Here is a 21,259-nt window from a genome sequence, read left to right on the forward strand (position 1 = left end):
TCTTTTTTTTAATAAATCCATTTTTCGCTTGACCATATACAGGTACTTTCCTGCTACAAAATAAAAAGGCGGTGTCGCAAAACTACTAAAAAGTAGTTAGGCAACACTGCCTTCTTCTATAGTCGAATGAAAAGCCAGCTAAATTATAAAATCATATGATCTGATTCTCCATCAGTGATGAATGAAGCAAATCATTATTTAGATGGCTGAGTTGTTTGGGTTGACGGATATCCGGCCGGCATAGGAAATAGTTCAGGCCACTCCAGCCACCATTTGTATTTTGTAATTTCTTCTGTGCCGTATCCAAACATATCGTCGATCTGTTTAAGAAGAGATGCTGATTGTTTTCCATGGCTGCCGATCCAAACGCCGGCCTCATGGAACCAGGAATCTTCTTTGGAGCTCCAAGGACAGACCTTAATGCAGCGTCCGCAACTGAAGCCCTCCTGATTACCCGTACGGAAGGCTGCGCATTTCTTAAAATCGCTGTTCCAACGCAGGTAGCCGTTGTATGCTACGGGTTCATCATCAAACGAGATCGCTTTACCCGGACAATTATCTGAGCACTTCTTACAAACCCGACAAAAATCAAGCATTCCAAAATCGATCGGCTTATCAGGGACAAGCGGGAGATCCGTCGTAACAGCCGCAACCTTATTGCGGAAACCCATACGCGGATGCGCAACGCAGTCACCGGTTCGTGTCAGTTCTCCCATACCGCACGCGATCAGTATCGGCCCCATCACTGAAGCATAATTGGCAAAGTGGTGGGCCCGGGCGTGATAGCCAAGCGAGCGAATATACTGAGCCAGCATAATGGAAATATTGGCTGATGCGTGATAGCAACGGTAAGATTGGCTTTTAGCAATGCCGTCATAACCGGTAGAGGCCATATACGTCTCCAGGTGCTGCTCCACAGCGACACAGATAACATAAGGCAGCCGCTCCATAACAGGTATTTCCTTCATGAGAAGCAGGGGGTCAACTTTACCGGTGGCATAGTCCCCATGTGTTGGTGAGATTCTATTGGAATAATATGCGTAAGGGGGCATCTTGCCGATTCCGACTTCATCAGCCCGCATATAATAACATGTGTCTTTAATATGCTTGGACATGATTTCAGGATCAGGCACAGGCAGTTTTTCCTTCCTCGGCGGTGGACCGACAACAGCTTGGTCTGTACTTATAAAACCAATGGCATAACCGAAGCCTGCAGCCATTGGGTCTCGTTTGCCCTGAGTCACATAGTTCCAACGCGGTATTTCACCCAGTTCTCCACGGATCGCCATGGTAAAACCGTTATCGTACTCACTTATATTTTTTACTTCGCCTACAATCTTTGACGTACCCAACCATTCGTCGTTATGCTCCGCATAACGCACGGCAGCTCCACCATAATTTACTTTGGGCACTAGTTTGCACCAGTTGCCGTTCGCGGGCGATGCATAATCCAACGAAACCAACGAAGCATTTTCAGCTTTCAAGACATCTGGATTAATTGCGCCGATGACTCCTGCCGCTGCCGCCGCCACGCCAGCTTTAAGGAATCCACGTCTACTTAAGTTTATCTTTTTTTCTTCCATCTTAACACCTCTTTACAGAATTTGACCATTAAGCTTGCATCGTTTGATTGCTTTTCTTTTTGACGCCGATATAACCTAATAGACGGGCCAGAACAACAGCCAATACAACAGAGATTCCTCCAAACAAGAAGATTGCTGTACTCGTTGCCTTCACATGTCCGACCGAGGCATTGATGTAGATAAATGAAATTCCAATCCAGGTTATTGCATACCACACAACATATAAAGTCCAGTTTAAAATTGTTCTCCACTTCAGTTCATGTTTGGCACGGGTTTTTAAAAAGAGTCCGCCGGCTAAAAATAAAATGCCCGCCAGAAAAACTAAAAATGTACCCATAACTTTCTCACCTCCTTTCGAGTGAAATAACCTGTTATGGGTACATTATATTTAAATTTTTATGCTCAAAGTTTTATCACGACTTTAACATTTCTATTATTTTTTTACAAAGAGAACAAATCGTTATCCAAGCTTCTGCCTTGATTACTAAAGATATGTGTTTCCTGCGTCAGGCGTTTTAAACCTTTCAGATCATGAATAATAATCGTATTTTTATTCTTTTCGATGATATTCTTTTTTTTCAGCCCGCCCAATACCTTCGAGACTGTAACATAATGTGCACCTGTGATTTCCGAGATCCTTTTCAGGGAAAGGTCGATTTTTATTTCAAACGAATCTCCTACGGCAACGCCTTTCGTCATACACAGTTTATATAATAACCTTACCACTCTGATCGTGGGATTATATAAATCCATTTCAGCCATTTGCCGCATGTAATAAGAAATTTTAGCATGATAGTTTTTTATAATATCAAAAAAAACTTCCTGATCTTTTTGAAAAATTTGTTCCAACTGCTGCTTTGTAAAATAACAAATCTCTGTTTTCTCGAGCGCAACAATATAATACTGATTATAAGCTTCAAATAATCTTCCCATCATATTGTATTTACCGGCAGTATAAATGAACCTTTCCCTTCCATCATCAACTACCAAATTTACTTTTATTCTACCCGATAGAATATAAATGAGAGCCTTGGGTTCTTCTCCCGGTATAAGGACTGCACTGCCTTTCTTAAAAGTTTTTATGGTTCCTAATTCAATATACTTATACAGTCTTTCGACAGGATACAAAGAATCAGGAATAATCATCTCAAATTTTATTTGTTCAATGCTGCTCCCGCTATTTTGCCTTTGCATTTTCTTACATGGCGTTGAAGAATTCATTTTTACACCCCATTTTAGGATTGATTTAATATTTTTACTTTCTAAAAAGAGGTCAAAACCATAATAAATTTATAAGTTCTTGCGGCAATCAATGCTTAACTTCCCAATTTTCATTACGTCCCTGATATTCTTTGATTCAGCCTTGACTTCATGTTTACATTTCCCCTTTCTAATTATTTTATTATAACTAATGAATTTACTTATCCTTAATAATTTGTGATGTTGATTTGGAATTAAATAGAACACATAGAACAAGTTAGAATCGAAACGTTCAAACGCTTATTATGTTAACTATACAATAGCAGCAACGGCTAATTGTTTAAACCATGATAACATTTTTCACGGTTTGGAAATCAATACATATTTCAATATTGCCTAATATTCATAAAAAGCAGAAACTTGTCAGATTCGAATCCGGATTCGAATCTTAGTTTTTTCCGGGTGGTCATCTTCCTGGGGATTCCGGCACAAGAGTGGGAGGAATTTATGGCCTGCCTGAAAAAGGCCTTGGAGATTGCGGCCAACATGGTTTTTTCCAGTTAGATAATGCGTGCTTAGCTGGGCACGCCAACATAAAAAAGGAGTATTCTAAGCTACTTAAATTAGTAGTTTAGCAATACTCCATAGTTAACCTGCTCTTTATTAAAGTTATTATTTATTGGTCATCATTAATGCGTCAAAATGCCATAGGCCATAGATTAGTATTTTTGAAGGCCTGGCAGCACATCAGGTGTAGGCCACAATTCCGGCCACTCCAGCCACCACTTGTACTTTTCAACTTGCTCAGTACCATACCCGAACATATCATCCATGGACTTGAGTAACGTAGATAAAGTTTCTCCAGAACTGCCGATCCATACCCCGGCATCATGGAACCAGGACGCCTCTTTCGTGTTCCAGGGACAGACTTTCATACAGCGGCCGCAGGAAGCACCTTCTGCATTTGTTGTACGAAATATGGTACATTTCTTAAAATCACTGTTCCAGCGCAGATAACCGTTATACTCAATAGCATCGTCATCCTGGGTAATGGCACCGGCCGGACAATTGTCCGCACACTTTTTGCATACCCTGCAAAAATCTTGCAGACCAAAATCAATGGGCTGATCGGGAAGCAGCGGCAAATCCGTCGTAACAGCGGCAACTTTATGACGGAACCCTAAGCGTGGATGAATAGCGCAGTCTCCCGTTCTGGAGAATTCGCCAAGACCGGCGGCAATGACGCAAGGGGTCATAACTGCTTTATAATTGCGGGCATGATGAGCCCGGGCATTGTATCCAAGGCTACGAATGTAGTTAGCAAGCGTGACCGCAACGACACCGGTAGCATGGTAACCTCTGAATGATTGCGCAATACTGATTGAATCATACCCTGTAGACGCTAGCATCGTCTCCAGATGTTGGTCAATTGCAACGACGATGACGTAAGGAAGTCTGTCCGTTACCGGCGTAACTGCATTGGCAACATCATTCATTGCCAACGCTTTTGGATTTGTAATCTTATCCGAATACCAAGCATAATCCGGCATACGGCCAATTCCAACTTCATCGGCCCGCAGGTAATAGGCAAAGTCTTTAATGTTTTGAGACATTTGTTCCGGATCAGGAATGCTCAGTTTAACAGGAGATACTTTGCCTTGCACTGCAGCCTCTGTAGCCAAAATTACTAAAGTATCATTCTCTGCAGCTCCTTCCGGAGCCTTTCTAACAAAATACATCCTGCCTCGTTGGGCTTCAGGGCCGTATAAGCCGCGGCCAGCCTGTGAAAAACCTGCTTCCGCTTCGCTTATATTTTTGATTTCACCAACGATCTTCGAGGTTCCAAGCCATTGATCGTTATATGAAGCTAATTTGACTTTTGCAGCTCCATATTGTCCACTGGGTTTTAATTTAGATTGTGCTCCATTTCTGGCAGCACTTGATCCAACAGCAGCCTCAGCAGCAACAGCAGTTTTCATACCTATTGTGCCCATAATCCCCATCGATACTGCTGCTGCAGCCCCTGCTTTAAGAAAATTTCTGCGGTTGATTTGTAACTCTCTTTTCTGAGCGTTATTCTCCATTTTTTTATCACCCCCCTGTTAAGCTTGTAATGTAGTTTCCTTTTTCTTAGCACCAATGAAACCGAGTAAACGGGCCAGGACAACTGCAAGCACTACTGATATTCCTAGGAATAAGAATATTGCCGTGCTTGTTGCTTTGACATGCCCGACTGCGGCATTGATGAAAATAAAGGAAATCCCGATCCAAGTTATCCCATACCATACAACATACAGGCTCCAGTTAAGGATCGTTTTCCACCTCAGCTCTTTTTTGGCGCGAGGTTTAATAAAAAGAATACCGGCAAGAAATAACAGACCCGCTAAAAAGACCAAAAATGTACCCATAGCTTTTTCACCTCCCCTTTTTCCAAGTGGAAATTAAATCGTTACAGGTACATTGTATTCAATCAGTATCGCTCAATTTATGTCGCGGATTAAATCTATATCCTTTTTAAGATATTTTTTTAATTTTTCATCGTCGTTGTCGATTAAATAGGACTGCTTTCATGACCGGTAAAAATATGCGTTTCATGTGTTAACATTTTAAGTTTTTTCATATCATAAACAAATATTTTCTCCCTCTTTTTTTCCAGAATATGATGTCTTTTTAAATAACCTAATGCTTTAGAAACGGTTACATAGTGGGCCCCAGTAATTTCTGAAATACTCGTCAGAGACAAGTCATTATCTACTTCACAAGAATTAGCCCCTGCTGTACCTTTGGAGTTACAAAGTTCATACAACAACCGAATGACTCGGACTGCCGGGTTAAAATAATCCATCTCGGCCACTTGCCTCATATAATAGGATGTTTTAGAGAGATAGTTTCTTATCACATCAAAAATAATTTGTTCATCCTCACGGAAAATTTTTGCAAGCTGCTCTTCATTTAATAAGCAGACCCTGCTGTCTTCCATCGCAATAATGTAAAGATTATGATACGTTTCAAATAACCTACCTACAAAAGTATGCATGCCGGCAAAATACATTAATCTTTCCCGGTCATCATCAAAAACCAAATCAACTCTTAACTTGCCGCTTAATACATAAATGATTGCATGTGGTTCTTCTCCTGGAAAAACCACTGTACTTCCCTTGGCAAAAGATTTTACCGTTCCCAAGTGGACATAGTCCTGTAATTTTGGAACTGGATAAAAGGTATCGGGTACAATTGCTCCACATTTTCTGAAGTTTTCCATGCCCTTCTTTTCCCCCTTTATCATTTTTTACCAGAGATCAATATTAAATTCTTCCCATGTTTCATCCCTCACATTCTCTAAAAATATTTTTAATTTGTTTACATACACTAAAATTATTTTTGATCATCTATGCTAAAATGCTGGATTATAAGTTCATTGTTTTTTAGGTGAAAAGATAGCACGAATATTATACAATAAAACTTCTTTGTATGATTTAATTCACGACAACTTTATGTACGAAGGTTCTTTAAGGTTGCTTATTAGGGTCATTGATTGGTTGGATATATTTTGATTTAAAGAAAAAAGGAATGACATTAACTACTAAAATATGTAGTTAGCGTCACTCCTTCATTTAATTTGGCATATCGCGGTTAATTATTTATTGAATATTATTAGATGATTATTGGATGGTTAAAATACGGCGATTAGTATTTTACAAGGCCTGGCATCGTTTCAGGCGTAGCCAACAACTCCGGCCACTCCAGCCACCACTTATACTTATCGATTTGTTCAGTACCATAGCCGAACATATCATCCATGCCCTTAAGCAGTTTGGATGAGATTTGTCCATGGCTGCCGATCCATGTTCCGGCGCTATGGAACCAAGATTCCTCTTTTGTATTCCACGGACATACTTTCATACACCGGCCGCAGGAAGAGCCTTCTTTATTTGTGGTCCGGAATTTCGTACATGTTTCCATGTTGCTGTTCCAGCGCAAATAGCCGTTATACTCAACCGGCTCCGTATCCTGGGTGATGGCACCCGAAGGACAATTGTCCGCACATTTTTTGCATACCCTGCAAAAATCCTGCAGACTAAAATCAATCGGTTGGTCCGGGGCCAACGGCAAATCCGTTGTAACTGCAGCTACTTTGTGACGGAATCCTAAACGTGGATGAACAGAGCAGTCTCCTGTTCTGGATAATTCACCCAGTCCGGCTGAAATAATACACGGTGTCATAACGGCCTTGTAGTTTCTGGCATGATGTGCCCTGGCATTATAACCAAGATTACGAATATAATTTGCTAAGACGACAGCAATAACACCGGTAGCATGGTATCCTAAAAAGGATTGGGCACCGCTGATTTGATCATACCCGGTAGAGGCCAACATTGTCTCTAAGTTCTGGTCCACCATGACTATAATAACATACGGCAATCTGTCTGTCACAGGCGTAACGGCCTTCTCAACATTGTTGACCGCTAAAGCATGCTGATCCGTGACCTTATGAGAATACCAGGCAAAATCCGGCATTTTGCCGATTCCTACCTCGTCGGCTCGCAAATAGTACGCAAAGTCCTTGATGTTCTGGGACATTTGTTCCGGATCAGGAATATTCAGTTTGACTGGGGAAACTTTACCTTGCACTGCCGGTTCTGTTGCCAAGATCATCAAAGTATCGTGTTCAGCTGCTCCGGCAGGGTCTTTTCTGATAAAATACCCCCTGCCAATTTGAGACTCTTTTCCGTATAAGCCACGACCGGCCCGTGAAAACCCTGTCTCTGCTTCGCTGATATTTTTGACCTCACCAACAAGCTTTGTCGTGCCAAGCCATTCATTATTAAATGTAGCAAATTTGACCGGAGCCGAACCATATTGTCCGGTTGGCTTCAGCTTAGATCTCGCGCCATTTACTGTAACACTTGAACCTACAGCAGCCTCAGCAGCAACAGCAGGCATCGCACCAACCGTACCCATAAGTCCCATGGTAACCGCCGCTGCTGCACCGGCCTTCAAAAACTTGCGACGGTTCATCTGGAGGCCCTGCTGCTGGTTTCTATCGTCACTGAAATTTTTTGACATGACTATTTTGCCTCCTTCATTTGTTTCATTAGACTTAATCCGTTTTTCCCGAGGAAGCCCAGGAGTCTTGCCAGAATAACCGCAAAAATAACCGACAGGCCAAAGAATAAGAATATTCCTGTACTTGTGGCTTTGACGTGACCAACACGGCTATTCAGAAAAACAAATGAGATGCCTGTACATGTAATCAAGTACCAAATGACATAGAGAGACCAGTTGAGGATCGTCATTATTTTATTTTCACGTTTCATAAATGGTTTTAGCATTAAAATACCGGCTAAGAAAGCAATTCCGGCAATAAAAACCAAGAATACGCCCAAAAGACCCACCTCCATAAAATTTTGTAGTTTTTTGTACGTACATTCACTACCACTAAATTAAAAGTACCAAACTGAATACCTAAAAACTTTAGCTAGCGCTAAGTTTGATTATTTTTGTTAATACCCGCTAAAAACATGAGAGATCCGGTTTATTACAATAGGTATGATAAGAGCAAAAAAATAAACCTATTTCAATAGGTGACGAAATCATTGTCTCAGTAAACGCACATGAGGGACAAATTGTCCCGGAATTATGTATGGCAGATTTTAAATATACCCTCGGTGACCGAAGCTCCAAGAACAATTAAAAACGCCCTCGGAAAAAAAAGAGGGCGAGCATGTCATCTGTAATTTTCTATTGGGATCAAAATAACAGTAAAATAATTGCACAGGATTTAGACGATTAAAAAACATGTGTCCCCTGAGTCATCATTTTCAGCTTTTCTGCATCATAAATGATAATCTTTTTCCTCTTTTTTTCCATAACTTTATTTTTTCTTAACCAGCCTATTACTTTGGAAGCGGTAACATAATGCGTCCCCGTTATTTCAGAAATATTCTCTAAAGACAATTGGATGTTAATTTCATAGTAATTACCAACTTTTACGCCATTGGCAATATAGAGTTCGTGGAACAACCTGACAATTCTGACTGCTGGATTGAAATAGTCTATCTCCGCAGCTTGCTTCATGTAATAGGAAGTTTTTGATAAGTAGTTTCTTATGATATCGAAGGGGATTTCATCATTCATGCTGAAAATTTGCTTAAGCTGTTCTTTTGAGAAAAAACAAACCTTACTGTCTTCAAGCGCAATCGCATAACTTTCATTGCAAGTCTCATATAATTTACCCACTAAACCATGTTTACTGGTAAAGTAAACCAGCCTTTCCCTGCCGTCATCGAGTAGCTTATTCACTCTTAGCCTTCCGGAGACCACATAGATAAGTGAAGAACATTTGTCTCCCGGCCACATGACAGCACTGCCTTTAGCAAAAGTCTTCACAGTCCCTAAATTAATAAATTCCTGCAACCTATCAACTTCAAAAAATGTATCCGGAATAGCCCCTCCACATTTTTCGTCTTCTTCCATCCACTTTTCCCCCTTCACCAAGATTTTTTACCGAATCAACATCATACTAAAATTCTATCATATTTTAATCCACCATATTCTAAAAAAGTATAATTTTTTTGCTTAAAGTATAATTTAGATCATTTCCTGAAATAAACGAACCCTCATAAATAAAAATCCATGAGGGTTTGTCTATAATAACTTCTGCACATATTCAAACATATCACACCTGTCATTTCAGAAATAGCCTTTTGTGACAACTTAATATTAATTTCATAAACATTGTGAACTAACTCTCCTTTTACAAGACAGAGTTTGTAAAGCACTGAGCAATTAATCATTTTCGATATAAAAAAGCTGTTGACGTCCAGCTTTTTCGTTCGTCGTACAACAGCTTTTTTATTGCATTCATTAATTTTTCAGAGATGCCTTTGAAAAATTAGAGTTTATAGAACTCCATGAGACGGCAGCGGCGCGGTTAGAACGCTTACGGGAGGCAGTTTGTATTTTTCCGGCCACTCAAGCCACCATTTATATTTCTCGATCTGTTCGGTGCCATATCCAAACATATCATCAATAGATTTCAGCATCGACGCAGAGGTTTTAGTCTGGCTTCCAAACCAAGTTCCCGCCTGGTGGAACCAGGAATCTTCCTTCGAATTCCACGGGCAGACCTTCATGCATCTCCCGCAGGATGCACCTTCTTCATTACTTGCCCGGAATTCGGCACACTTGTCTGCATTGGTGGCCCAACGCAGGTAACCGTTCATTTCTTGCATATCATCATCTTGTGAAATAGCGCCGGAAGGACAATTGTCGGCACATTTCTTACAGATACGACAGAAGTCAAGAAGGCCAAAATCAACGGGTTTATCCGGAGTAAGCGGCAAATCTGTTGTAATAGCAGCCACCTTATGGCGGAATCCTAACCGGGGATGAATGGTACACTCACCTGTGCGTGATAATTCGCCCAATCCTGCCGCTATAATAACCGGAGGCATATTTGCGTTATAATCCACAGCGTATTGTGCCCGGGCGTTATAACCAAGATTTCTGATATATTGCGCAATAATAACAGAAATGACTCCAGTTGAGTGATATCCCAGGAAAGATTGGGAGAGGCTGATGGCATCATAACCTGTAGAAGCGAGCGTTGTTTTCAAATTCTGATCGACCATAACCACTATAACATAGGGCATGTCCGGTTCAGTCATCGGTTTGACGCACTGTTCCCTGGGCAACTCAAACAATTCTCTTCCGGGAAACGGTTCATATATTACTTTTTCAGAATAGTAAGCATACGACGGCATCTTGCCGATTCCCACATCATCGGCTCTTAAAAAATAAGCCAAGTCTTTGATATGCATCGACATTTGTTCCGGATCAGGAATTTCCGTTTTCACAGGAGCAACGGGACCTTCCACGAGGGGTCTAGGTAGGGCGGTCCCCATTACTATCGCCATGGCCATGGGGTCTTTGGGTATGAGATTATAGAGTCCCAATTGTCCCCTTTGACTGACTTTTCCCTCAGCACAACGATCAAACCCGCTGTCATATTGGCTGGTTCTCTTTATCGGTCCGACAATTTTCGTAGTTCCCAGCCACTTGTCGTTTTGTTCTACAAAACGAAGTGAGACGCTGCCCATATCATGAACAGGATGTAATTTGGACCATTGACCTTTGGGTGCGGCAGTATACCTAAACGTCTCGCCCGCCGCACTGGCGACCTTGGCTGGCGCTGTCAGCGCCCCAACAACTCCCATAGCAGTAGCGGCAGCACCGGCTTTCAGGAAATTTCTCCGGTTTATCTTTAACTGCTGTTTTTGTTCGTTACTCAATTTCTTCCCTCCTAATCAAGCTTGTTGTGAACTTGTGTTTCCCGTTTTCTTCACGCCGATAAAACCTAGCAGCCGTGCCTGAACGACAGCAAGCACCACAGATATCCCTAAGAACAAGAATATAGCCGTACTTGTTGCTTTAACATGGCCGACCGATGCGTTAATGTAAACAAAGGAAACCCCCATCCACGTGATGGCATACCAAATAACATATAAGGCCCAGTTCAGTACTGTTTTCCACATTAAGTCCCTTTTGGCGCGAGGTTTAATAAAAAGAATCCCCGCTAAAAATAACACACCGGCAATAAAAATTAAGAATGTACCCATACATCCACCTCCCTTTTAATATAATTTTAAAGATATTCTTGATAGGAATTTTAGTATGAATTAAACATTAATTAATTTTCTATATCAGCACCTTCTGTATTAGTCATAAATGAGATAATTAAAATATAAATAAAATTTTTATTTTTTTGATCTCTATAATAAACAAACCCTCAGGAACAAAAATCCATGAGGGTTTGTTTATTGACAGCTTTCCAATGACTTGAAAAATTTGTATTATCTGATACTATCTTTTAAAAAAGACGTTTCTCAAATGTTAGCTCTTTTAATCTATCTAAATCATGGATAATGATCTTGCCTTTCTTTTTCTCGATAATCTTTTGCTTTTCCAAATATCCTAATACTTTGGATACTGTAACAAAATGGACTCCTGATATTTCAGAAATTTGTTTCTGAGACAATTCAAGACGGACTTCATATGAATCCCCTACGGGTATTCCGTTAGATATGCAAAGTCCATAAAGAAGTCTTACAATTCTGACCGTAGGATTGTATAATTCCATTTCAATGGTCTGTTTCATAAAATAAATGCCTTTGGCAAAAAGATTTTTCATAATTTCAAAATATAAATCACAGTCAATTTGAAAAATTGTTATAAGCTGCTCCTTTGAAAAAAAACACACTCTGCATTTTTCTATTGCAGTCGCGTAGGCATTATCATTATTCAGCTGAAAGATCCTATCCATGACTCCATTTTTGCCGCAAAAATATACCAACCTTTGCCCACCTTCCTCTGTAACCATGTTGAGCTGGATTTTTCCCGAAAGTACATAGATTAGCATGCACTCATCCCCTGGTAAAATAACCGCACTTCCTTTGGCATAGGATTTCACAACTCCTAAGTGGACAAATCTTTGCAATTTTTCAACGGGATAGAATGTGTCAGGAATTGTTCTTGTCAATTCATTAAAAAAATCATATTCCATGGCTTTCTAACCCCCCAATAATACACTTTCTTATTAATTTATATATTTTCCTACTTATTTGTTTGCATGCATTAAATTTTTTTGTTAGTAAACTGTGTTAAAATACGATAAATAAAAGGAATAATAACTTAAATAGGTACTTTTGGGAAGAAATAATGCCATGAGTCTAGATATTTGAAAATCTTAATTTAATTATAGAATTTGCGATATTAGAATACAATAACTTTTTATCAAACTTTTTTATCTATAAAAATGCTGGTAACGGTCTATCTGACTATTACCAGCATATATCGGACTATTTACTCTTGTTTAGGGCTATTTCAACATTTTACATAGAGCCATTAATTATAATTCAGGTTTGGTTATCAGAATGGCATTTTTTTGTTTGACTAACCCTTATAATATAAATTATAAATTCTTAAATATTTGTGTTCTCTGCGTCAACTCTTTTAGTTTTTCAAGATTATAAATAATCATCTTTCCATTCTTTTTTACCAAAATGTCCTGTCTTTTCAGAAGGGTAAATACCTTTGATACCGTCACATAATGAGCACCGGTTATCTCAGAAATGTTTTTTAGTGTTAACTTTATGCTAACTTCAATATGGCTGTCTACCGGTACCCCCATAGAAATACAAAGATCATGAAGTAACCTTACAACCCTAACCGCCGAATTAAAATAATCCATTTCAACAGCCTGCTTCATAAAATAAGAAGCTTTAGCATTGCTATTTTTTAATAAGTCCAAGATAATATCTCTGTCCAACTGAAAAATATGTTCAATCTGTTCTTCAGAAAAATGACATACTTTGCTATCTTCTAACGCCAGCAAACAACCCTCAAAAGTAGATTTGTAAGCATAATGGTACAGATGACCAAATACGCTATGCTTCCCACCAAAATAGACCATTCTTTCCCTTCCATCATCAAAAATGTAATTTAATTGTACCTTGCCATTAAGTACATAAAATAATTCGCTCCTTCCTTCTCCCGAGAAGCCAATATAGCTTCCTTTGGAATAAAGTTTTGCAGTACCATAATGTACATATTTTTCCAATTTACTTACTGCATAAAAAGTATCTGGAATTCCTCCCATCCATTTTCCAAAATTCTCTTGCATTTTTATCTCCTCTCCTTTCCTTATTAAATTGGGTGCCACTATAGGCATTTTTCAGAATAATTGCCTTATTCTATGGTGATTGAAATTTGCAATATTAGCATACGATAATTTTTTTTATCATTTGTACATCCATATTAACTTTTTTGCAAAAATCGATACCTGTATGGGAATGACTTAAAAGCAATTTGTTCGCTCCTTTTACTTAAGGAATTGGCAATAATACGGAGCAAAGTTGCTCATGTCGGAAAGGGGGCGTAACGAAACTATATGTTTCGGTTGCGCCCCCAAATAGAAAAGACTTCATTTTGAAATTGACGTCTTCGTTTGAGGCTAAGTTGTGATACAGCCCCTTTTTTTAAACAGTGAGCTGTCAAAGTAAATGCAACCTTTACCAGCGTAAATAGTAAGGAGTTGCATTTACTTTGACAGCTCACCCTGAAATATCCATATTTATGGCATCGATTTTATAAAAGAGCTGTTGATACCCAACTTTTTCGTTCGTTTTCAACAGCTCTTCTCATGTTTGATTACTTCATTGCTAAGAATTCTAATACTTTTATATTTTGGAGTCTATTAGAGCGGACTTTTCGGCAATGGCGCCGTTAGAACACTTACGGGAGGCAGTTTGTATTTTTCCGGCCACTCAAGCCACCATTTATATTTCTCGATCTGTTCGGTGCCATATCCAAACATATCATCAATAGATTTCAGCATCGACGCAGAGGTTTTAGTCTGGCTTCCAAACCAAGTTCCCGCCTGGTGGAACCAGGAATCTTCCTTCGAATTCCACGGGCAGACCTTCATGCATCTTCCACAGCAGACACCTTCTTCATTACTTACCCGGAATTCGGCACACTTATCTGCATCGTTTTTCCAACGCAGGTAACCGTTCACTTCTTGCATATCATCATCGAGTGAAATAGCGCCGTTAGGACAATTTTCAGCACATTTTTTACAGATACGGCAGAAGTCAAGAAGGCCAAAATCAATGGGTTTATCCGGAACAAGCGGCAAATCTGTTGTAATACCAGCCACCTTATTACGGAATCCCAACCGGGGATGAATGGCACAATCACCTGTGCGACACAGTTCGCCCAATCCTGCCGCTATAATAGCCGGAGGCATATTTGCGGTATAATCAACAGCGTATTGCGCCCGGGCGTTATAACCAAGATTTCTAATATATTGCGCAATAATAACAGAAATGACTCCAGTTGAGTGATATCCCAGGAAAGATTGAGATTGGCTGATGGCGTCATAGCCTGTGGAAGCGAGCGTTGTTTTCAGATTTTGATCGACCATGACCACAATAACATAGGGCATTTCCGGTTCAGTTATCGGCTTAACGCACTGTTCCCTGGGTAATTCAAGCAACTCTCTTGTGCCAAACGGTTCATATATCGTTTTTTCAAACCAGTAAGCATACGATGGCATCTTGCCGATTCCCACATCATCGGCTCTTAAAAAATAAGCCAGGTCTTTGATATGCATCGACATTTGTTCTGGATCAGGAATTTCCGTTTTCACAGGAGCAACAGGACCTTCCACGAGGGGCTTCGGCAGGGCGGTTCCCATAACTATCGCCAAGGACATGGGGTCTTTGGGTATGAGATTGTAGAGTCCCAATTGTGCTCTTTGACTGACTAATCCCTCAGCACAACGATCAAACCCGCTGTCGTATTGGCTGGTTTTCTTTATCGGTCCGACAATTTTCGTAGTTCCCAGCCACTTGTCGTTATGTTCTACAAAACGGAGCGAGACGCTGCCCATATCATGAACAGGATTTAATTTGGACCATTGACCTTTGGGTGCGGCAGTATACCTAAACGTCTCGCCCGCCGCACTGGCAACCTTGGCAGGCGCTGTCAACGCCCCAACAACTCCCATAGCAGTAGCTGCAGCACCGGCTTTCAGGAAATTTCTCCGGTTTATCTTTAACTGCTGTTTTTGTTCGTTACTCAATTTCTTCCCTCCCAATCAAGCTTGTTGTGAACTTGCGTTTCCCGTTTTTTTCACGCCGATAAAACCTAGCAACCGTGCCTGAACGACAGCAAGCACTACAGATATCCCTAAGAACAGGAATATAGCCGTACTTGTTGCTTTAACATGGCCGACCGATGCGTTAATGTAAACAAAGGAAACCCCCATCCACGTGATGGCATACCAAATAACATATAAGGCCCAGTTTAGTACTGTTTTCCACATTAAGTCCCTTTTGGCGCGAGGTTTAATAAAAAGAATCCCCGCTAAAAATAAAACACCGGCAAGAAAAATTAAGAATGTACCCATACATCTTCACCTCCTCTTTTAATGATTTGGTCCGAGTAACTGAGTACATTGTACAAATATTGTTTTACTAACCCTTATAATATGGATTATAAATTTTAAAATATTTTTGACTGTCAATAATAATTGGTTAATTTTATGGAGTCACTTTTTTTGCATTCTTCTTTTTGTCCCAAACAAAAAGCAACTGACGAAAGGTTCGTCAGTTGCTGATCAGGTCTTTAAGTCTTTTCAAGTCAAAGATTATAATCCTATTGGATGTTTTACGCAAAATGTTCTTTTCTCTTAGATTTTGAAATAATTTGCAGACAGTCACATAATGGACACCTGTCATTTCGGAAATAGCCTTTTGCGACAACTTAATATTAATTTCATAAACATTGTTAATTAACTCTCCTTTCGTGAGGCAAAGCTTATAAAGCAATCGCAGAACCCGAACAGAAGGATTATAAAGAGCCATTTCCTTAGCTTCATGCATAAAATACCCGCATTTTGACGCATAACTCGTAATAAATTCACAGAGAACTTCCTTATCCTGCTGAAACATCTCAAGCAACTGGTCTTTTGAAAAATAGCATACAACGCTCTCTTCTTCCGAAACAACATCAACGAGACAATCATCAGGCTGAAATAATCGATCGGTAAACGTGCCGGCATCAGCATGAAACATTAGCCTTCTTTTTCCATCCTCAGTTAGAAAAGTAATACCTAATTTTCCTGAAATAACATAGATAACGCTATCGATGATCTCTCCGGGTGAAACAACGGAATCTCCTTTTTGGTAATTTCGGACGATCCCCCTATTGAGATAATTTTTCAACTTATTTATTGGATAAAAATTATTCGGTAAAATATAATTGTTGTTAAAAATTTTTTCCATAACTATTATTCCCCTAAAATTTCATTCTATTGTCCTTTTTGTTTCTACGGCTTCCGACTTGTTATAATGAATATTATCATAATTTAAAAACTCATAATGTTGGCGCATGCTACATAACTAAAAAAAAATATTAGGATCGATATCCCCTTCTTAAAATTTTATATAACATTTTGCTAATTTCTATATAATTAGAGTAACTCAATTATCTAGAAATAGAGGACTGTTCCCTTATATGAAATGTCAGTCCTCTGAGATTATTTTCGTTGTATTTATTTAACGGAAGACCTTGATCTTATAGCCTTTATTGAAAAAGCAAAAATTTTACTTATTGGTCTTTTTATGTCTATTTGGTTCGGCATCAATTAACAATTAAGGTGAAATTTTGGAAAGTTAAATCCATATTAAATAAATTAATCAAAGTTAATGTATACTAAATTTAAAAACTTTTATTATTTAAATGACCATAAAGGAGGGAAGAAGTTATGAAATACGATTTTTCTGATGAAGTGGCAAGAACAATTCCTGACACATTCTACCCTGTCGAGAGACTGCAAAAATTTACCCATCTAGGAATGGTGAAATCCTATGCAAAAGGGAGCGCTATTACTTTACCAGGGGATAGCGAGCCGATGCTAATCTATGTGCTTTCAGGAAAAGTCCAAAACAAAATGGTAACAGAGGACGGCAGGGAAAAATTGCATTATTTTTGCGGCAAAAATGGAATCCTGTGCAAGCTCTTTCCGATGAATCATGATAATTCCTATATAACTGCTATAGAAAAATGCAGCGTATGTTTTTTCACTGAAGCGCAGCTCAAAGAAATATTTCAAATAGATGACAATATATTTTTTGAAATCTTAAAGAACACTTTTTCCAAAAGCCTTTATTTTATGATGCAAATAATTGAAATGGAATTATTCAATCCGACGATCAGGATAGTAAGACTGATTTACGGTCTATGCATTTCCAACGGAATACCCGTAGGAAATTCATATGAAGTCCGTCTTGAATTATCTCAGAGAACTATTTCTGAAATCTCAGGAGTCCATCATGTCACGATATCCAAAGTATTAGGATATTTGGAAAAGCAAAAAATTATCGAGAAAAAGAAAGGCAAAATCATTATCCATGATTTAGATAGATTAAAAGAGCTAACATTTGAGAAACATCTTTTTTAAAAATACATAGCCGAGGAAACCAGCAGAATTAATAATATGGTAGAGCTATTTTCGCTCATTAATAAAGAAACAGAAAGTATTGCAAGCATTGCTGAGCAACATTCGGCTTCAACAGAAGAACTGATGGCTACTACGGAAGAATATAATTCGAGCATTGAGGTCTTTTTCAAACGGATACAGAATATTAAAGATTCCAGCAACAACTTGCAAAGAATTATCAAGTAATTTTTGGTTCATAGGTGCTCCCGGAGAAATCCGGGAGCTTTTTTTTGATGTGCACAGACCTGAAAAATATTAGCAATTGTTAATTTAAATTAACAATTCCATCGGACAAATCAGTAGACTTATATCTAAAAGGAGGTGGATTTATGAGTACGTTCTTAATTTTTCTTGCCGGTGTGTTATTTTTAGCGGGGATACTTTGGATTAGACCTCGCGCCCAAAAGGATCTAATGTGGAAAACGGTACTGAACTGGTCCTTATATGTTATTTGGTATGCCGTCACTTGGATGGGGATTTCCTTTATTTACATTAATGCCAGCGTAGGACACGTTAAAGCAACAAGTACAGCTATATTCCTGTTCGGAGGTATTTCGATCATATTGGCGATCGTGCTGGCGCGCTTCTTAGGATTTATCCGTATTAATAAAAAGGTCAATGAATCAATAGAGGTTTAGGGGAGGAAAACGAATGTCCGCAAATTCAGAAAATAACAAAAAAGGATTTTCGGTCAGCCGCCGCGGTTTTCTGAAAACCGGGGCAGCAGCCGCTGCAATGGGCGTCATAGGTGCGATTGCGGCTCCGGCCAAGATCGCCAACGCAGCAGCATCGTCACCTAGTTTGGACTATCAGCCCGCCAAAGGACAATGGTCAAAATTGCGTCCTGTTAACAATTACGGCGGAGCAACCGTCCGTTATGTAGAAAATAATAGCGAGTGGCTCGGGACGACCAAGCTTCTCGGAAAAGTGATTCAAACCGATGAGAAAGATGCCGGGTTTGCCCTGGCTGTATCAGGAGAACTGGGTGACAAAGCACAGGCCGGAATTCTTACTACAATGCTTAGGTCTCCGATGGTGGCACCGTTTGCAGGTGCTATTGGAGCAATCAGTGCACCTGCAATGCTCACTGGCAAGCCAAGTCCTAGAAAATTGCCGATACCTGACCCCGAACAGATGTCTCAGCATATTAAAGATTTTGCCTATTATCTTCGTGTAGACGAGGTAGGAATCGGTAATATGCCCGATTATGCTTACTACGCTAGCCAAATGGCTCCGCCCTTAGCCGCATATCTTACGAAAGCTGTTCCCCAAAGTGTTCCTTATGGAAAAGCACCTATTACAGATAAAATGCCTTACGTTATTTGTATGTCTGTACAGATGCATTTGGAAACATGGTTGGCTTCAACAGGATATGACTCCATGGGTGTCGCCCAATCAAACCGGTGTTACCATGCCGCTGCCAATGCGGCGGTCATCATGGCGAATTATATTCGACAGCTGGGTTATAATGCCCGGGCCCATCATTTTGGGAACTACGAAGTTCTTATACCGGCTTGTATGATTGCCTGCGGAATGGGTGAACTAACCAGGACAGGTGATACTTGTGCGAATCCTCGTATTGGTTTTCGTCATAAAACTTCAGCAGTTACAACGGATTTGCCTTTGGCACCGGATAAACCGATTGATTTTGGCGCACTGGATTTCTGCAGAGTGTGTATGAAGTGTGCGGATAACTGTCCTGGACAGGCGATTACTTTTGAGAAGGACCCTATGCCGCACAAGGGTTATCTCCGCTGGAATACTGATTCTAAGAAGTGTACGGTATTCCGCGCAGCTAACGATGAAGGCGTCAGCTGCGGAAGATGTGTGAAAGTATGTCCTTGGAACTCCAAAGAAGATTCCTGGTTCCATGAAGCGGGAATCTTTATTGGCAGCAAAGGAGAAAATGCTTCAAAGTTGCTTAAAACTATCGATGATATGTTTGGTTACGGTACGGAAGAGATTGAAAAATACAAGTGGTGGTTGGAGTGGCCGGAACTTTATAAGTATGACGTTGAAGCAGTTCTCAAGGCCGCTGCAGCACCTGTAGCACCTGGAGCAGCTCACTAAATTCCCGGACTCCCGGAGCCTTATAATCATGACGTTGAAGCAATTCTCAACGTACCCGATTAATCGGAACGATTTTAAGGCGTAATTTTTGAGGACTCTTATTTTCTAAAAAACTGGTGACAGTCTGTTAGACTGTCACCAGTTTTTTTGTGGCTGCGGCTGACGTCATGGATCCGCTTGCCTTACAGAATACAATGTATCCCCGTATTCTTTGGTTTATAAAGCACTTAGCGTGAACTTATAGTAATTTTTCCAATTTCCTGGTTTATATCCCCACGACGAAGTCCACCGTGATAGTATACAACTTGTTCAATATCATAAGGAAGAAGCTTCTTCAGCGATATAGTAGCCATCGGTATATCTGCTGTAAGAATTGGAACTTTTAAATTCCCGTCTTCAATAATTATTGCATCACCTGCGATCAATAATTTACTTTCTTTAATGTACAAGCAAATATGTCCAAGTGTATGCCCTGGAGTGTGAATGATCTCTATTCCTAATTCTCCGAACGGGAACAATTGACCATCAGTTAAAGATTCATCTATTTTAAACTTGGTATTCTTAATTGCAGCCTCAAATCGTTCAAAGTATACTCTTTTTTCCTCCGGCATGTTTGCAAAAGTCTGTTTTAGCGCAGCAGTTTTCACAGGCGGCAGTTCCCCTTGCAGATATGGAACTTCTTTCTCATGGGACAGTACTTTCGCGTTTGGAGCAATTTTTAGGATATCCAGCACAGACCCAGTATGGTCTATATCTTGATGCGTTATGATTATATGGGTCAAATCTTTAATATCAAAACCAGCGGACCCAATCGCGTCCGAAAACAACTGGACCTGCCCCGGAAAACCTGCATCTATTAGAATGCGTTTATGATCATCCCAAAGAAATACAGGGTTTATCAGCCTATCATTTCCACCTATTTCCAAAATTTCAACTCTATCTGCAATCTTCATTGTACATTTTCCTCCCATATTTATATTTTCTAAAATTACCCCTCATGAGAATCAGCAATAGCAACAGGTCTATAAAACCCTCGATTTGGAATCATATTGGATGCAGGGTTGTCTAGTTGCTTTCCAAGTGCAACTTTAAACTTTGAATTAGTTGTTGCCTCTTCAAATGCAGCGTAACTTTCATATTTAGCTATATTGATTAATTGAAAACGTGTTTCGGTTAGAAGCGCACGGTTTAGCTCCGCGCCCAAAAAACCAGGCGAATCACTCATAAGTTTTGAACGTTCACACCACTGTTCTATAAACGAGTCAACCTCTTCTACTGGAATTTCAAATACATTGATAAAGGTAAACGGCTCTTCAGGATTTGGTATTATTTTCGACAT

Annotated in this window: 23 protein-coding genes; 5 read left to right on the plus strand and 18 right to left on the minus strand. The window is 39.8% G+C overall.

The genetic code is table 11. The features are described from left to right. Positions 1-194 precede the first annotated feature (194 nt). The 3 genes from AB3489_RS11340 to AB3489_RS11350 all read right to left on the minus strand — a co-directional run bounded on the left by AB3489_RS11340 (position 195) and on the right by AB3489_RS11350 (position 2,804). The gene (locus tag AB3489_RS11340) at positions 195-1,583 is read right to left on the minus strand and encodes a reductive dehalogenase (RefSeq protein WP_368292970.1); all 1,389 of its coding nucleotides are present in this window, start codon (positions 1,581-1,583) and stop codon (positions 195-197) included. Between the two features lie 28 nt (positions 1,584-1,611). Beyond that, positions 1,612-1,920 carry a dehalogenase gene (locus AB3489_RS11345; RefSeq protein ID WP_068883537.1) on the minus strand — a complete coding sequence of 103 codons (309 nt, stop codon included), beginning with the start codon at positions 1,918-1,920 and terminating at the stop codon, positions 1,612-1,614. 104 nt (positions 1,921-2,024) lie between these two features. After that, complete coding sequence (locus tag AB3489_RS11350) at positions 2,025-2,804, minus strand: Crp/Fnr family transcriptional regulator (RefSeq protein WP_368292971.1); 780 nt, start codon at positions 2,802-2,804, stop codon at positions 2,025-2,027. Between the two features lie 399 nt (positions 2,805-3,203). Between AB3489_RS11350 and AB3489_RS11355 the strand changes: the two genes are divergently transcribed. After that, positions 3,204-3,347, plus strand: a complete 144-nt coding sequence (locus AB3489_RS11355) for a hypothetical protein (protein ID WP_368292972.1) — start codon at positions 3,204-3,206, stop codon at positions 3,345-3,347. 155 nt (positions 3,348-3,502) lie between these two features. Here the strand turns inward: AB3489_RS11355 and AB3489_RS11360 are convergent, their stop codons facing one another. The 13 genes from AB3489_RS11360 to AB3489_RS11420 form a co-directional block, all read right to left on the minus strand. Continuing rightward, the gene (locus tag AB3489_RS11360) at positions 3,503-4,867 is read right to left on the minus strand and encodes a reductive dehalogenase (protein WP_368292973.1); all 1,365 of its coding nucleotides are present in this window, start codon (positions 4,865-4,867) and stop codon (positions 3,503-3,505) included. A gap of 18 nt (positions 4,868-4,885) precedes the next feature. After that, the gene (locus tag AB3489_RS11365; protein ID WP_068883543.1) at positions 4,886-5,191 is read right to left on the minus strand and encodes a dehalogenase; all 306 of its coding nucleotides are present in this window, start codon (positions 5,189-5,191) and stop codon (positions 4,886-4,888) included. Positions 5,192-5,334: 143 nt separating this feature from the next. After that, positions 5,335-6,045: a Crp/Fnr family transcriptional regulator gene (locus AB3489_RS11370; protein ID WP_068883545.1), complete on the minus strand. Its 711-nt coding sequence runs from the start codon at positions 6,043-6,045 to the stop codon at positions 5,335-5,337. A 425-nt stretch (positions 6,046-6,470) separates the two neighbouring features. Continuing rightward, a complete protein-coding gene (locus AB3489_RS11375; protein ID WP_368292975.1) occupies positions 6,471-7,850 on the minus strand; it encodes a reductive dehalogenase in 1,380 nt (459 codons plus the stop codon). Between the two features lie 2 nt (positions 7,851-7,852). Then, positions 7,853-8,170, minus strand: coding sequence for a dehalogenase (locus AB3489_RS11380; protein ID WP_141690656.1), 318 nt, complete (start codon positions 8,168-8,170; stop codon positions 7,853-7,855). A gap of 403 nt (positions 8,171-8,573) precedes the next feature. Then, a complete protein-coding gene (locus AB3489_RS11385; RefSeq protein WP_368292976.1) occupies positions 8,574-9,260 on the minus strand; it encodes a Crp/Fnr family transcriptional regulator in 687 nt (228 codons plus the stop codon). A 425-nt stretch (positions 9,261-9,685) separates the two neighbouring features. Beyond that, positions 9,686-11,077: a reductive dehalogenase gene (locus AB3489_RS11390; protein ID WP_368292977.1), complete on the minus strand. Its 1,392-nt coding sequence runs from the start codon at positions 11,075-11,077 to the stop codon at positions 9,686-9,688. A 15-nt stretch (positions 11,078-11,092) separates the two neighbouring features. Continuing rightward, on the minus strand, positions 11,093-11,404 hold the full coding sequence (locus tag AB3489_RS11395) for a dehalogenase (protein WP_368292979.1): 312 nt from the start codon (positions 11,402-11,404) through the stop codon (positions 11,093-11,095). 251 nt (positions 11,405-11,655) lie between these two features. Continuing rightward, on the minus strand, positions 11,656-12,348 hold the full coding sequence (locus AB3489_RS11400) for a Crp/Fnr family transcriptional regulator (RefSeq protein ID WP_368292980.1): 693 nt from the start codon (positions 12,346-12,348) through the stop codon (positions 11,656-11,658). Between the two features lie 408 nt (positions 12,349-12,756). Next, positions 12,757-13,467: a Crp/Fnr family transcriptional regulator gene (locus tag AB3489_RS11405; RefSeq protein ID WP_368292981.1), complete on the minus strand. Its 711-nt coding sequence runs from the start codon at positions 13,465-13,467 to the stop codon at positions 12,757-12,759. Between the two features lie 573 nt (positions 13,468-14,040). Continuing rightward, on the minus strand, positions 14,041-15,429 hold the full coding sequence (locus AB3489_RS11410; protein ID WP_368292982.1) for a reductive dehalogenase: 1,389 nt from the start codon (positions 15,427-15,429) through the stop codon (positions 14,041-14,043). 15 nt (positions 15,430-15,444) lie between these two features. Then, positions 15,445-15,756: a dehalogenase gene (locus AB3489_RS11415; protein WP_158208144.1), complete on the minus strand. Its 312-nt coding sequence runs from the start codon at positions 15,754-15,756 to the stop codon at positions 15,445-15,447. 199 nt (positions 15,757-15,955) lie between these two features. Continuing rightward, complete coding sequence (locus AB3489_RS11420) at positions 15,956-16,633, minus strand: Crp/Fnr family transcriptional regulator (protein ID WP_068883695.1); 678 nt, start codon at positions 16,631-16,633, stop codon at positions 15,956-15,958. Between the two features lie 482 nt (positions 16,634-17,115). Between AB3489_RS11420 and AB3489_RS11425 the strand changes: the two genes are divergently transcribed. From AB3489_RS11425 to AB3489_RS11440, 4 genes are all read left to right on the plus strand, one after another. Then, positions 17,116-17,811: a Crp/Fnr family transcriptional regulator gene (locus AB3489_RS11425; RefSeq protein WP_368292983.1), complete on the plus strand. Its 696-nt coding sequence runs from the start codon at positions 17,116-17,118 to the stop codon at positions 17,809-17,811. A 36-nt stretch (positions 17,812-17,847) separates the two neighbouring features. Next, a complete protein-coding gene (locus AB3489_RS11430) occupies positions 17,848-18,036 on the plus strand; it encodes a hypothetical protein (RefSeq protein ID WP_368292984.1) in 189 nt (62 codons plus the stop codon). A 143-nt stretch (positions 18,037-18,179) separates the two neighbouring features. Beyond that, on the plus strand, positions 18,180-18,488 hold the full coding sequence (locus AB3489_RS11435; RefSeq protein ID WP_068883701.1) for a dehalogenase: 309 nt from the start codon (positions 18,180-18,182) through the stop codon (positions 18,486-18,488). A gap of 13 nt (positions 18,489-18,501) precedes the next feature. Then, positions 18,502-19,920 carry a reductive dehalogenase gene (locus AB3489_RS11440; protein ID WP_368292985.1) on the plus strand — a complete coding sequence of 473 codons (1,419 nt, stop codon included), beginning with the start codon at positions 18,502-18,504 and terminating at the stop codon, positions 19,918-19,920. A 227-nt stretch (positions 19,921-20,147) separates the two neighbouring features. On the opposite strand, the gene AB3489_RS11445 is transcribed toward AB3489_RS11440, so the two are convergent. Further along, the gene (locus tag AB3489_RS11445) at positions 20,148-20,873 is read right to left on the minus strand and encodes an MBL fold metallo-hydrolase (protein ID WP_368292986.1); all 726 of its coding nucleotides are present in this window, start codon (positions 20,871-20,873) and stop codon (positions 20,148-20,150) included. A 35-nt stretch (positions 20,874-20,908) separates the two neighbouring features. Then, a complete protein-coding gene (locus AB3489_RS11450) occupies positions 20,909-21,259 on the minus strand; it encodes an antibiotic biosynthesis monooxygenase (protein ID WP_368292987.1) in 351 nt (116 codons plus the stop codon).

It is taken from the genome of Dehalobacter sp. TBBPA1, assembly GCF_040931655.1.
Classification (GTDB): Bacteria; Bacillota; Desulfitobacteriia; order Desulfitobacteriales; family Syntrophobotulaceae; genus Dehalobacter; species Dehalobacter restrictus.